The organism is Psychrobacter sp. NG25 (assembly GCF_015234355.1).
In the GTDB taxonomy this organism is placed as follows: Bacteria; Pseudomonadota; Gammaproteobacteria; order Pseudomonadales; family Moraxellaceae; genus Psychrobacter.
Genome location: NZ_JADGMV010000008.1, coordinates 147,904 through 161,691, shown reverse-complemented (window position 1 = coordinate 161,691; position 13,788 = coordinate 147,904). Strand labels below are relative to the sequence as shown.

Sequence of the window (13,788 nt, the reverse complement as noted above, 5' to 3'; positions counted from 1 at the left end):
GTCCAGTGTTAGTATTTCAACTAAACAGTCATAGCCAATGTGGCTTATCCTATTTAGCGAGCTGACTATCATATCATGTTTTAATAGTCTGTCAACTTCTTTTTTTATCTCGTTTCAATGAGTTAACCACGTTATTTTAGTGTAATTATACACGTCCTAACTACCAGTTCTCCCTGTTGAGGGGCGTATTATAGACGCTTTAAATCTTGAGTCAAGAAGTAAATTTTATTAGTTTAAAACTAATTTATTTAAAATATTTAATAAGTGATTGTTCACTTCCTAAATACCCTCCCCTTCCGACTGGGTGGCAGTATACTCGGTTTAAAGTGAGGGTCAAGGGTGAACTCATAAATAAGAGTGTTTATTTTGCCTTAATAACAGCAAACCTCTTTAACTGTTTGTTATCACTGATAATTAACTGAAAAGTGACTTTTTCATTTCTTTCTTTTATCGTGCTGAGTACATAAATAGTCAATGCTATATATAAAGCGCATAAAAAAAGGAATTTACTTTGCGGTAAATTCCTTTTATATATACAAAAACTGCAAATAGCGTTAACTATTGGCTTTTGCTTTGACCGTAGTAACGATACCAGACAACGCATAGATAATACCAATCGCTAAAAGGCCGACAGGGATATCATAGAGTATGATACTCATGACCAGCACACCGATGATAAGGACGACGAAAGGTACTTTCTTTTTATCAAATTCTTTGAAGCTATAGTACTTGACGTTGCTTACCATTAGTAGACCACAGGTCACGACCCAAGCCGCAAACAAGAACATGACCGCTGTATCGTACTGACCAATCCACTCATTATGATCGACTGCGACCATGACAGCAGACGTCACTAAAATAGCGGCAAGTGGACTTGCTAGGCCAACGAAGTACTTTTTATCGACAATGCCAACCTGCACATTGAAACGTGCGAGGCGAAAAGCGGCACAAGCAGTAAAGACGAATGCACAGCCAATCCCGATACGGCCTAACGGCTCTAAAGCAAAGCTATAAATCAAAATAGCAGGTGCGACACCAAACGCTAGCATATCTGCCAAAGAGTCGTATTGCTCACCGAATGGGCTCTGCGCATTGAGCATACGTGCCACGCGCCCATCAGCCCCATCAAGAATAGCGGATAAAAATATAGCCAATGAGGCTTTATAAAACTCGCCTTGAGTACTGGCCAAAATCGAATAAAAGCCTGACAGTAGCGATAAAGTTGTAATTAAGTTGGGCGCTAAATACACGCCACGACTGACCACTCGCTGACCTTCGGCTACTTCAGCTTCAATCACTTCAAAGGTCAAACCATCATAACTGTCATTTTCCGCTAGGCGGATATTGAACTCATGCTCATCGATAAATGGTGGCTGGGTTGCTGCACTGTCTTGTAGCAATCCATCATTTAAAGCCGTATCCTTTGAGGAAACGTGGTTTGATTGACCTCTAGATGATGGTGTATTGGTCATCTTAATATCCTTATTTGCCGACATTGCTACTCATTGAACCAGTTATTCACCGACTAACCAGCGCACATTGGTCGCGCTATCAGGTGTCAAGTCTGGAGCATCAGCTACTTTTAGGGCAGGCTGCAAGAAGCGCACGATCTCACGCGCATGATTGTCAAACTGCCAAGGTGGATTGATAACCAGCAGACCCGTACCGTTAAGGCCAACCGCAACATCATTTGGATAAATATTCAACTCACACACCAGCTGACGGCGCATTTCAGTACGCTTAAGCTTTTTATAGAACAGTTCTACAGCTTCGACGTTCTTAATAGGGAACCAAAGCGCATAAGTACCTTGTGGCCATTTATTATAAGAATTAACCAACAAATTGATAAGGCGTGTAAAGTCTTTATGCTCTTGCTCATAAGGAGGATCAAGAAAGATTAGACCACGCTTCTCTTTTGGTGGAATAACTGCAGTGATACCTTCAAAGGCATCACGGTGATGGATACCGATTGGTAATTTATGTAGCTGATAGTTCAACGCATCATATTCGCTGGCTTTGGCTTCAAAAGCCTCGCCACGTACGCCCGCTTCCGGGTTTTTTTCGACATGATGGGCAATCCACCAAGGAGAACCAGGATAGACTTTACTATCATAAGTAAATCTGGCTTGCTTGATGCCTTCCATATAATCTTTGACAGCAGCAGGTGCCTTTTCAGTATCGGCATTCAATAAGGCTTGAATACCACCTTTGGCCTCTCCAGTCTTGCGTGCTTCTTCACTGCTCAGTGAATAAAGTCCGCGACCGCCATAAGCGTCAAGCACATAAAAAGGTTTGTTTTTTTGCCCTAGTTGATTGAGCAGTTGTACCAATAAAATGTGTTTGACCACATCAGCAAAGTTACCAGCGTGGTAGGCGTGTTTATAGTTCATAATCTCAAAAGTTTAAATAAGAAAAATTGCATCTATGGTAGCATAGGCAGAGTAAAAGATAATGTGGTTTTGGTAAGTGCTTTCAATAAAAACGCATTGAATGACGGTATATCGACAGCTGATCGACAATAATGAGATGAAATGACGCAGATTATTAGCAACCTTAACGTGACAGAGTTGATAGCCGATCAGCCAATAGGTCCGGATAATCCTCCATTGCTGTTTCCAGACGGTCATAGTGACACCCCAGATATCCCAACCCAACATGTATTACAAGCCTCTGATTTTGCTGTGAGCTGGGAAGACAATCTGGCTGAAGTACAGCTCGATAAGTTCGTCAACGATGGTTGGATTATTATCGATGATGTCTTTAATAGTACCGCGTTGCTAGCCTTGCAAGCAGAAAGCGGTTTTATTGAATATCGTGATGCACAGCTCACTGCTGGTATTCGGGTAAGCGATATTCGCGGTGATAAAATACGCTGGATCACCGAAAACTTCTTTGCAGGCTTTTTTTACTTAGAGAGTATCAATACTCTTGCTGCCCTATTCAATCGTAGCTTGTTCGCGGGTATTCGTCATAGTGAAGCACATTATGCCTGCTATCCGGTAGGTTTTGGCTATCAATGGCATAGTGACAACCCTGCTGGGCGTGACGAACGTGTTATTTCAGCCGTGTTTTATCTGAATGATGAATGGTCTACAGGCGATGGTGGCGCATTAGAAGTTGTCGATAAACATGGTGTTCATCATAATGTGATGCCTATGGCCAATAGACTGGTGATATTTGACAGCGACTTACGACATCAGGTACAGATCGCTCATCGTCAGCGTTACTCTATCGCTACTTGGTTAAGACGTGATGACGCTGTGGTTTTGTTTGCTGCGCCCTGAATATATTTGTCATTCACTATGGCTTTAAATAAGGTTTGTTAATTAAGGACAATGGTAATGCGTAAAAATTTATTCAGACATTCTATTTTAGTTATTATGTTTCCTTTACTTGCAAGCTGCGAGACGACTAATCATCAAAACTCCGATCAAAAAGTCAGTAAGCCTTTCTTTACCTATCACTTACTAAAATCCACTCCTGAAAAACCTATGATAGTTACACCAACAGCTATAACCACTGAGTTTAAGTATGAAAATGGGTGCGTACTTGCCTTTGATGGAACAAGATGGATGACGCCAGTATTTCCAGAAGGACATGCAACTTTTGATACTACTAACAAAACTCTAAACTTATTAGGCGTAACTTATCAATTGGGTGAAGTTGTTTTTGCTGGCGGCAATGTGACTCCTTACGATAGAGACAACACTCAATTTTATAGTCATATCCCAGCCGAACATTGCATTACAGAGTATTTAGCAAAGTTTTATGGCGATTACGAAAAAATCTACTTAGATAGAAACTAAGATTCTTTTAGCCATAAAACATTCAATCTCTATATGTTTGTAGTACATCGTTAAATGATGATGACTAGAAAAACCTGATAAAAATAAGCTCGATTTTATAGCAAAAAACATTAATTCAACTTAACTAGGACCGTCATGAGTTCAGAAAATCATAGCAAAAACCACCAACAAGAAACCTTAGAGTTAAGCATCGAACTGCTAGAACGTCCTTCAGTGACACCCGATGATGATGGCTGCCAAGATATATTGTCAGAGCGATTGGAAAAAGCGGGCTTTGACTGTGAGTTTATGTATTATGGTGATAGACAGGCGAAAGGCGAACATGCTGAAGTCAAAAATTTATGGGCGCGTCGCGGCACTACCGATCCAGTCATTTGCTTTGCAGGTCATACCGATGTCGTACCAACTGGGGACGAAAAAAACTGGACTTATCCTCCATTCACTCCCACCATCGCTGATGGGTATCTGTGGGCGCGCGGTGCCGCTGATATGAAAACAGGTATTGCCGCCTTTACTGTCGCAGCAGAACGTTTTGTCGCCAATCACCCTGAGCACAATGGTTCGATTGCTTTTTTAATCACTTCAGATGAGGAAGGCCCATCAATCAATGGCACAGTCAAAGTCATCGAGACCTTAGAAGCGCGTCAAGAAAAAATCACCTATTGCTTGGTTGGTGAACCATCAAGTACCGATACGCTAGGTGATATCATTAAAAATGGTCGTCGTGGATCATTAGGTGCAGTGCTCACAGTGACTGGTAAGCAAGGTCATGTCGCCTATCCGCATCTAGCGTGCAATCCTATTCATGCTGCAATATCAGCATTGGCTGAATTGACCTCGACTGCATGGGACAATGGCAATGACTATTTCCCAGCGACATCACTGCAAATCTCAAATATCAATGGTGGCACGGGGGCAACCAATGTCATTCCTGAAACGTTAGAAGTTGTGTTTAATTTCCGCTTTTCAACGGAAACCACTGAAGATGAACTGAAGGCAAAAACGCATGCTATCTTTGACAAATACTTTGCCGATAGCAAGGCGAACTACGATATTCATTGGAAGTTATCTGGTCAGCCGTTTTTGACCCCTGAAGGTAAATTAGTTTCTGCCTGTCAAAAAGCGATCAAAAAGGTGACTGATACTGATACGACATTATCTACTTCAGGCGGTACTTCTGATGGACGCTTTATCGCACCAACAGGCGCGCAAGTAGTCGAGCTAGGTGTGCGTAATGCCACAATTCATCAGGTTGACGAAAAGGTAGAAGTCGATGACTTGGGTAGATTGGCACAGATTTATGAAGGGATCTTAGAGAACTTGCTGCTAGATTAACGTCTTATTAGCATTAAAAAAAGCGCCAAATCTTAATTAGATTTGGCGCTTTTTTATTATTTTGACTGATTTATTCAATACTAATCTTACTCAATACCGATATAGACATCTACTTGACCATACTCTAGATTGCCATCAATATAATGCTCAAAATCAACATCAAAAGTTCGGGTATGCTCACAGCTGCGATCATTAAAATAAGTCCAAGCTTTTTCCCAAGCATTCATCACAGTGTAAGGCATTCTACCCTCTTCAGAGAATACCATGTACTTCCCTGCAGGAATATCTACTGTTACTAGGTTTGTAGACTTAGCAGTCTTTTCAGTGTCTGATGGCTCTTGCTCACTGACTACTTTCCAACTGGCAACCACATCAAAAGCGCCGACCAAATCATCGCTCTCATAGTTATGGTAGACACCATAAATATCTTCACCTTTAGGCAGATCACTGGCATGGTTTTGGTAAAACTTCTGCCATAAACGACCCAGTTTGGCCGTTTCTTCGCTAATCTCAGCGTTGTTAGTAGTACGAACGCTAATGCCACTGCAAGCTATTGCTTCTGGTAGCTCTTTAATTTGTGAAGTCATGATGCGGTATATCCTGTATATTTATACGGTTTTTTATGTGAGATAGTATTGAAATAAGCACGTACTAAAAAAGCCATTAGCGTTGCAAAGTAACTCTAATCTGCTTCATCAATCCAATTCATCTGAATGGCTTCTAAAATGCCCTCATTTGACTTTTGTGGATCATCATCAAAGCCTTCAAGTTCAGTCACCCAACGATGCAAATCGGTAAAGCGTATATATTGTGGATCGGTCTCTGGGAACTTTTCATACAACTCAATAGCGATATCTAAGCTGTTCGTCCATTTTAATTTTTGCGGGATCATAGCGGCTCCTTATCTTTTAAACGATTTTGATAAAATGGTTTTGACGATTTGATAGGCGCTATTTTACCAAAATTCATCAGATGATTATAGACAAGTTAATTTTATATGGCAGCTTATGCTATCTACGCCGACTTGGCAGACTTCAAAGCAGCCTGATGATTGTTCCATGTGGTAATAGTGTCGGTCAAATGCTCCCCCACCATATCCAATACTTCTGGCGTACACTTACCTTTTTTATCTGTAAATATGAACTTTGTCATACCCATACTCATCAGCTGATTTTTTACAAAGAAACGATGCTCAAAATACACATATTTTTGATCCCATCCTGCAACCTTGCTACTGAGCGTCACTTTATCCAAAAACTTGATTGGTTTCAGGTAAACCATCTCTTGCATGGACATTACCCAATTCAATTTCTTAATGCCTTTTTGATGACAGCACGCCATTACCCAGCGAGTGACATTTAATTCAATGAATGACAAATAGCGGTAATTAGGCAAATGGTCACGAAACCCCATGTCATGCGGTAATACTCGATAGTTACGGATAGTCGGTGCAGTCAACGTCTCTATGCTAATGCGCTCGCTCATTGATTGCTGTTTTAGTTGTTGTTTTAGCAAGCTAACCATAATAAAAAAACGGATCAACATGTTCATAAGTAACTCCTTTAACTCTTATTTTGTATAAATATCGATGATATATAAATGCTGCTTACTTTAACGCAAAAAAAGCCACCTCAGTGACTTTCTTTACTTAAAAATTTATAGGCAAAAGCTAACAGTTAAACACATATTTTAATGATTAATGACCTGCGCCATTGATACTGCGAACCATCTCTTCAACCATCTTCTTGGCATCACCAAAGATCATCATGGTTTTGTCCATGTAGAACAAACTGTTATCAAGCCCTGCATAACCCGTATTCATTGAACGCTTGATGACCATGACCGTTTGCGCTTTAGTGACTTCTAGAATCGGCATACCAAAGATTGGTGATGTCGGATCGTCTTTCGCAGAGGGGTTTACCACATCATTTGCACCGATAACCAACACCACATCTGTACTCGCGAAGTCTGAGTTAATCTCATCCATCTCAAGAATGTCGTCATAAGGTACGTCAGCTTCAGCCAATAGTACGTTCATGTGACCTGGCATACGACCAGCAACTGGATGGATAGCAAAGCGAACGTTAACACCTTCTTCTTTTAATAGCTCATATAGCTCTTTTACCGCATTCTGTGCACGGCCCTGTGCCATGCCATAACCCGGTACGATGACCACACTGCTGGCATTGGCCATTAAGAAACCCGCATCTTCTGCTGAACCAGCCTTGTAGTTCTTCGGTGCGCCATCATCGCCGCCCGCTGCTACAGCTCCTGTACCCATACCGCCAAATAAGACGTTGAGTAATGAGCGGTTCATGGCTTTACACATGATATAAGACAAAATCGCACCGGATGAACCAACGAGCGAACCTGCAATAATCAGCATTGAGTTGCCCAGAGTGAAACCAATGCCTGCTGCCGCCCAACCTGAGAATGAATTCAATAGCGATACCACTACTGGCATATCACCGCCACCGATTGGGGCAATCCACATCCAACCAAAGATAACGGCAATCACAGCCATTGCATAAAATGCTGGTAATGAGTCAGTAACGAAATAAACGCCACCAAAACCAATCATCGCAATGAACAATAGCGCTTGGACAGGTTTTACCCAACCGCCAACCAACGTTTTAGCCCAGCTTTTAGCTGCTAATTTACCAAAGGCAAAGACGGATGCTGAGAACGTAATCGCACCGATGAAACAACCGATAAATAGCTCTACACGGGCAACAGCACCATGCTGCTGTTCAGTGTGTAATACCGTCGCCAATGCAATGGCAACTGCTGCTAAACCGACGAATGAATGCATCAAAGCAACGGTTTCTGGCATTTGGGTCATCGCGACTGTTTTTGCCTTCCACATACCCACGAGGGCACCTAAAATCATCGCGCCAATAATTAACCAAAGGACAGGGCCTTCTGCTAAGAAGAACGTCGTAACGACAGCAATTGCCATCGCTACCATGCCAAAGCGGTTACCACGAATAGCCGTCTTTGGGCTGGATAAACCACGTAAGGTTAAAACGAACAGAATCGCGCCGACTAGGTAGAACCAATCTGCATTTGCCGCAATCATTGCTGAGAAATCATTCATGCGTCACCTCCGACATCAGTGGTTGCTACTGATGCTTTTTTTACTTTCGGTTTAAACATCGCAAGCATACGCTCGGTCACGGCAAAACCACCGAAGATATTGATACTGGCTAAAAATACGGCAAAAGCGCCAAGTATACTGGTCGGTGTAAAGATAGAACCATCAATGGTGACGGTCTGTAGCATGGCACCAACGATGACAATACTTGATAGTGCGTTGGTTACCGCCATCAATGGCGTGTGTAGTGCAGGCGTAACGCCCCAAACCACGTAATATCCGACAAAAATAGCGAGTACAAATACGGTAAAAATCGCGACAAATGGCGTACTGGCCATGGCGGCACCGGCGGGTGCTGACGCTAAAATAGTGGCAATCATCTAATCCTCCTAAAATTTATTCATGTCTGGCAAATGTATGGTGACAAAGTATGTCGTAATAGACCGTCAAACTAGCGTTTGGCCAGTCGTACCTGACTGTCATGTGTCACTGCCAGTGCACCCTGAATCTCGTCTTCCATGTCTAAGTTAAGTACCAAGTTAGCTGATGCGTCACTTGCTGAAGTGTCATCACCAGCAGGCGCAATTAAGGTCGTGATAAAGTTAACCAAGTTGTTGGCGTATAAATCTGAAGACTGCGCGGCGAGCTGTGAAGGGATATTGGCAGCACCAACGATACGTACGCCGTTGTCTGTAGTGATGGTTTCGTTCGGCACACTGCCCTCGACGTTACCACCTGTACCAGCAGCCATATCGATCAGTACGGAACCAGCCTTCATTTTGGCAAGGGTTGCGCCGTGTACCAGACGCGGAGCATTACGACCAGGAATCTGTGCTGTGGTAATAACGATATCCGCATTGCTGAGCGCTTTATCCACGACAGCTGCTTGATCTTTGACATATTGCTCGGATGGCGTCCACGCATAGCCGCCTGTAGACTTGGCTGTCTCAGCTTCCTCTGCACTCATCGGCACATCTAGCCATTTACCACCGAGTGACTCCACTTGCTCGCGAGCAGTTGGACGTAAATCACTGGCTTCAACGACGGCACCCAAGCGCTTGGCGGTTGCAATGGCTTGCAGACCTGCCACTCCGACACCTAAGATGACAACTTTGGCTGGCTTAACGGTACCGGCTGACGTCATAAACATAGGGAAAGGACGTGAGTACTCATTGGCTGCTAGCAATACGGCTTTATAACCCGCAAGGTTGGCCTGTGATGACAAGACATCCATATTCTGTGCGCGTGACAAGGTGCGGGGCAATAATTCCATCGCAAAGACTGTCGCACCTTTAGCCGCATAAGTATCAAGCTGAGTGTTACGATACGGATCAAGCATGCCAATGACGATCTGACCAGATGACAAGTCATCAATGGCTGCTGCTGGTAGGTCATTGACGATGGTAATAATCTGAGACTGAGTAATGACCTCGATGCTACTACTGGCAATGTCGGCACCAGCAGCCTGATACAACTCATCAGCGTAGTACGCTGCTTGACCTGCATTTGACTGAATGACAACTTCAAACCCAAGTTTACGCAGTTTTTTTACTGCGTCTGGGGTTATGGCTACACGGCTCTCGCTCGCGCTATCTGCACTGATTACACCGATTTTCATACCGTCTCCTTACTTACGTCTAATGACTATAATTATAGTGACTATAATTATGTCTCACGACTACTTTTAATACCCTCAACGCACATCTAAAAAGCACAGGGGACAAAAAAACCTTTGGTTTTGATTAGTTCAATGTTGTGACCAAAGGTTTATCAATTTAATAAATGATAGCGACTTTGCCATCATGCCTTTTTATTATAGGTATATCGTCCACCAACTTTCATTGTTTAATGATGACCCATAAGTAAATAAAAAGTTAATTATTTGTACCATCTATATAACTTTTATTGTTATATTAAAAAAATTTACTTTTTTAACACCCTTAATGCTTTGCAAAATATAACCTTGTATAACTAGTCCGCCCCCACATCATAGACCATTGCCTCAATAGACAAACAGCATCAAACAGCTGATATGTCCCTCGATATTATCTGTGCTGTTTCTCTTGTTTTGATGGTTATATTTAAAATGAAGGTAAGCTCTAACAGTCACTATTGATATATTCTAGAATCGTGTAAAAAAGCAACGAGCCGATTAAGTTCAAGCGATAGGTATCGTATAATAGGTAAGCTTGACGCGGTAATTGAATCGTCAATGACTCACTATAATAAGGAATAACGATGTATTTTTTACTCTCCCCTGCCAAATCTTTGAACGAAACAGACGCTATACCGTTAAATATAGGTAACTACTATAGTCAGCCTGAGCTGATTGAACATTCACAAGTATTGATGCAAGTAATGAAGTCTAAAGAACCGATTGATTTACAAGAGCTGATGAGCATTTCTAATGATTTGGCACAGCTTAATGCGGCGCGCAATCAGCAATGGCATTGGAGTAAAGAACAACCATTCACTGATAATACTAATGCAGCAAAACCTGCTGGGTATTTGTTCGATGGTGACGTTTATACCGGTCTTGATATGTATCACATGGATAAAGACACGACTATCTACGTCAATGAGCACTTAGGCATTTTGTCAGGGCTCTATGGTGTGTTGAAGCCGCTAGATTTAATCCAACCATATCGCTTAGAGATGGGTACCAAGCTGAAAAATGAGCGCGGTAATAACTTATATGAGTTTTGGGGTGAGGAAGTGACTGAGGTTATCAATACCCGTATGGCTGATAGCGACGATAAAACATTGATTAATCTGGCTTCTAATGAATACTTTAAGTCCGTAAAGAAGAAATCATTGAAGGCTGACATCATCACACCACGATTTGAAGATGAGAAAAATGGTCAATATAAAGTGATTAGCTTTTATGCCAAAAAAGCACGTGGACTAATGGTTAAGTATGCAGCAGATAATAAGCTGACCAATGCAGAGCAGCTAAAGCAGTTTGATCTAGCGGGATATTATTATTGCGCAGCCGCTTCTGATGATAAGACGTGGACGTTTAGACGGGATGAAGTGAATCAGTAAATTTGATTTTATTCTTAGTTGAAAGATACCAAACGTTTATAATAAAACTCCGATAAGCTAAGCCTATTGGGGTTTTTCTATGTGACACCCACTATCCTATTAAACTAGATACAAAAAAGCCCTGCTATCTTGCGATAACAGGACTTCAATGATTAAACAGACTTTATGACGTTGGTAATACTTCTAGCGAAAAGCGATTTGTCGAGGAAGACGAGCGAAAATAGTACCTATTGTACATTGAGCGCGTCTGACAAAGAAAAATCGCTTTGTAGCAGAAGTAAAATTACATCATGCCGCCCATTCCACCCATACCGCCCATTCCACCGCCAGCACCCATGCCAGCCATACCGTCATCACCTTGTGGCAAGTCAGTAATCATAACTTCAGTGGTAAGCATTAGGCCTGCAACAGATGCAGCGTTTTCTAGTGCTGAACGAGCTACTTTAGCTGGGTCAAGAATACCCATCTCGATCATATCGCCATATTCACCAGAAGCAGCATTGTAACCATAGTTACCGCTACCGCTTTTCACTTCGTTTACCACAACTGACGCTTCTTCACCTGCGTTGGTTACGATTTGACGTAGTGGTGCTTCCATCGCACGACGTAAGATATTGATACCTGCGTTTTGATCGTCGTTATCGCCTGTTAGTTCAGACAGTGCGTTCATAGCACGTACTAGCGCAACACCACCACCAGGTACAACACCTTCTTCAACCGCTGCACGAGTAGCATGTAGCGCATCATCAACACGATCTTTCTTCTCTTTCATTTCAGTTTCGGTCGCTGCGCCAACTTTGATAACTGCTACGCCGCCAGCTAGTTTTGCAACACGCTCTTGTAGCTTTTCTTTGTCGTAGTCAGAAGTAGACTCTTCGATTTGACGGTTGATAGACTCAACGCGGTTTTCGATATCAGCTTTGTTACCAGCGCCATCAACGATTACTGTATTTTCTTTACCAACAGTCACTTTCTTAGCAGTACCCAGTTGCTCTAGAGTAGCAGTCTCTAAGCTAAGACCAATCTCTTCAGAGATAACCGTACCGCCAGTTAGCGTTGCGATGTCTTCTAACATTGCTTTACGACGATCACCGAAACCTGGTGCTTTAACCGCACAAGTTTTCAAGCCGCCACGCATGTTGTTAACAACCAAAGTCGCTAGCGCTTCGTTTTCTACGTCTTCAGCGATAATAAGCAATGGTTTGCTTTGCTGCATTACTTGCTCAAGTAATGGTACGATTTCGCGGATATTGCTGATTTTTTTGTCAACTAGTAAGATATATGGGTTTTCAAACTCAGCCGTTAAGCTGTCTTGCTTGTTCGCGAAGTACGGGCTGATATAACCACGATCAAACTGCATACCTTCTACAACTTCTAAGGTGTCTTCGAAGCTTGAACCTTCTTCAACTGTAATAACGCCTTGCTTACCGACTTTTTGCATTGCTTGCGAAATCAATTCACCGATTTTGGTGTCTGAGTTAGCAGAGATAGAGCCTACTTGTGCAATGGCTTTTTCGTCGTCAGCTGGTGTAGATAACAAATGGATTTGCTCAACAGCAGCACGTACCGCTTTATCGATACCGCGTTTAAGATCCATTGGGTTCATGCCAGCAGCCACTGACTTCATGCCTTCTTGCAAGATTGACTGAGCCAATACCGTCGCAGTAGTTGTACCGTCACCAGCGACATCGTTGGTACGGCTAGCAACTTCACGTACTAGCTGTGCACCCATGTTTTCGAATTTGTTTTCTAGCTCGATTTCTTTGGCAACTGAAACACCATCTTTAGTGATGGTAGGTGCGCCAAATGATTTATCGATAACAACGTTACGACCTTTAGGGCCTAGTGTTACTTTTACTGCATTTGCTAGAACGTTTACGCCGTCCATCATTTGTTTACGGGCATCAATGCCGAATTTTACGTCTTTTGCCATGTTAAATTACTCCACTATTATAAGTATGAGAATACGGTTGAATGATTCGATAATATGGTTATAAATGTGCTTCACTAACAACTAACTTAGCCAATAGGCCTCGTGAGCAATTAGCCTTCTAGCACACCCAATACATCAGATTCTTTCATAATAAGCAGTTCTTCGCCGTCAACTTTTACCGTTTGACCAGCATATTGACCGAACAAAACTTTGTCGCCAGCTTTTACGTCTAACGCGCGAGTTTCGCCGTTGTCACGAATCTGACCGTTACCCGTAGCCAGTACTTCACCTTGTGAAGGTTTTTCTTGAGCTGAACCAGGAAGCAAGATGCCACCAGCCGTTTTTGTTTCTTCTTCTATGCGGCGGACGACAATACGGTCATGTAAAGGACGAATGTTCATCGATATGACTCCAAAAGTTGATTATTAAAATTGAGGGTTTATTTGAATTAATAGTCTTAATGCCAGTATCTACAGGGTCTACTACTTAAAAGCAATATTCCGAAGATAAGCATTAAGCTTGTATCAAAAAGTGGGGGCAACGTGTGTTCGCTTCAAGTGTAAAGCCTAAAATTT

Annotated in this window: 14 protein-coding genes; 4 read left to right on the top strand and 10 right to left on the bottom strand. The window is 42.4% G+C overall.

Translation table 11 applies throughout. From position 1 onward, the window contains the following. Nucleotides 1-554 precede the first annotated feature (554 nt). Both pssA and IPZ60_RS12575 read right to left on the bottom strand, forming a co-directional pair. A complete protein-coding gene (pssA, locus tag IPZ60_RS12580; protein WP_227669359.1) occupies nt 555-1,472 on the bottom strand; it encodes a CDP-diacylglycerol--serine O-phosphatidyltransferase in 918 nt (305 codons plus the stop codon). A 42-nt stretch (nt 1,473-1,514) separates the two neighbouring features. Then, entirely contained in the window at nt 1,515-2,390 is an 876-nt protein-coding gene (locus IPZ60_RS12575; protein ID WP_110923987.1) for a 23S rRNA (adenine(2030)-N(6))-methyltransferase RlmJ, read from the bottom strand. A gap of 141 nt (nt 2,391-2,531) precedes the next feature. On the opposite strand from IPZ60_RS12575, the gene IPZ60_RS12570 reads away from it, so the two are divergent. From IPZ60_RS12570 to dapE, 3 genes are all read left to right on the top strand, one after another. Then, on the top strand, nt 2,532-3,284 hold the full coding sequence (locus tag IPZ60_RS12570; protein ID WP_194198086.1) for a 2OG-Fe(II) oxygenase: 753 nt from the start codon (nt 2,532-2,534) through the stop codon (nt 3,282-3,284). A 57-nt stretch (nt 3,285-3,341) separates the two neighbouring features. Next, nucleotides 3,342-3,806: a hypothetical protein gene (locus IPZ60_RS12565; protein WP_194198085.1), complete on the top strand. Its 465-nt coding sequence runs from the start codon at nt 3,342-3,344 to the stop codon at nt 3,804-3,806. Between the two features lie 135 nt (nt 3,807-3,941). Continuing rightward, nucleotides 3,942-5,141, top strand: coding sequence for a succinyl-diaminopimelate desuccinylase (dapE, locus tag IPZ60_RS12560; RefSeq protein ID WP_194198084.1), 1,200 nt, complete (start codon nt 3,942-3,944; stop codon nt 5,139-5,141). 86 nt (nt 5,142-5,227) lie between these two features. On the opposite strand, the gene IPZ60_RS12555 is transcribed toward dapE, so the two are convergent. From IPZ60_RS12555 to IPZ60_RS12530, 6 genes are all read right to left on the bottom strand, one after another. Then, a complete protein-coding gene (locus tag IPZ60_RS12555) occupies nt 5,228-5,728 on the bottom strand; it encodes a GyrI-like domain-containing protein (protein WP_194198083.1) in 501 nt (166 codons plus the stop codon). Nucleotides 5,729-5,823: 95 nt separating this feature from the next. Further along, the gene (iscX, locus tag IPZ60_RS12550) at nt 5,824-6,033 is read right to left on the bottom strand and encodes a Fe-S cluster assembly protein IscX (RefSeq protein WP_194198082.1); all 210 of its coding nucleotides are present in this window, start codon (nt 6,031-6,033) and stop codon (nt 5,824-5,826) included. A 122-nt stretch (nt 6,034-6,155) separates the two neighbouring features. Further along, nucleotides 6,156-6,692, bottom strand: a complete 537-nt coding sequence (locus IPZ60_RS12545; protein WP_194198081.1) for an acyl-CoA thioesterase — start codon at nt 6,690-6,692, stop codon at nt 6,156-6,158. 145 nt (nt 6,693-6,837) lie between these two features. Next, nucleotides 6,838-8,238 (bottom strand): NAD(P)(+) transhydrogenase (Re/Si-specific) subunit beta, encoded by a 1,401-nt coding sequence (locus tag IPZ60_RS12540; protein WP_370463038.1) that lies wholly within the window; start codon nt 8,236-8,238, stop codon nt 6,838-6,840. Then, nucleotides 8,235-8,573, bottom strand: a complete 339-nt coding sequence (locus IPZ60_RS12535; RefSeq protein ID WP_265087465.1) for a proton-translocating transhydrogenase family protein — start codon at nt 8,571-8,573, stop codon at nt 8,235-8,237. Before IPZ60_RS12535 ends, IPZ60_RS12540 begins: the two co-directional genes overlap by 4 nt. A gap of 113 nt (nt 8,574-8,686) precedes the next feature. Further along, nucleotides 8,687-9,853, bottom strand: a complete 1,167-nt coding sequence (locus IPZ60_RS12530; RefSeq protein WP_194198079.1) for an NAD(P) transhydrogenase subunit alpha — start codon at nt 9,851-9,853, stop codon at nt 8,687-8,689. A gap of 620 nt (nt 9,854-10,473) precedes the next feature. On the opposite strand from IPZ60_RS12530, the gene yaaA reads away from it, so the two are divergent. Continuing rightward, nucleotides 10,474-11,280: a peroxide stress protein YaaA gene (yaaA, locus tag IPZ60_RS12525; RefSeq protein ID WP_194198078.1), complete on the top strand. Its 807-nt coding sequence runs from the start codon at nt 10,474-10,476 to the stop codon at nt 11,278-11,280. A 283-nt stretch (nt 11,281-11,563) separates the two neighbouring features. Here yaaA and groL read toward each other — a convergent pair whose 3' ends face one another. Next, nucleotides 11,564-13,213 carry a chaperonin GroEL gene (groL, locus tag IPZ60_RS12520; protein WP_110923978.1) on the bottom strand — a complete coding sequence of 550 codons (1,650 nt, stop codon included), beginning with the start codon at nt 13,211-13,213 and terminating at the stop codon, nt 11,564-11,566. A gap of 110 nt (nt 13,214-13,323) precedes the next feature. Beyond that, nucleotides 13,324-13,614 carry a co-chaperone GroES gene (locus IPZ60_RS12515; protein WP_010196840.1) on the bottom strand — a complete coding sequence of 97 codons (291 nt, stop codon included), beginning with the start codon at nt 13,612-13,614 and terminating at the stop codon, nt 13,324-13,326. Between the last annotated feature and the right edge of the window lie 174 nt (nt 13,615-13,788).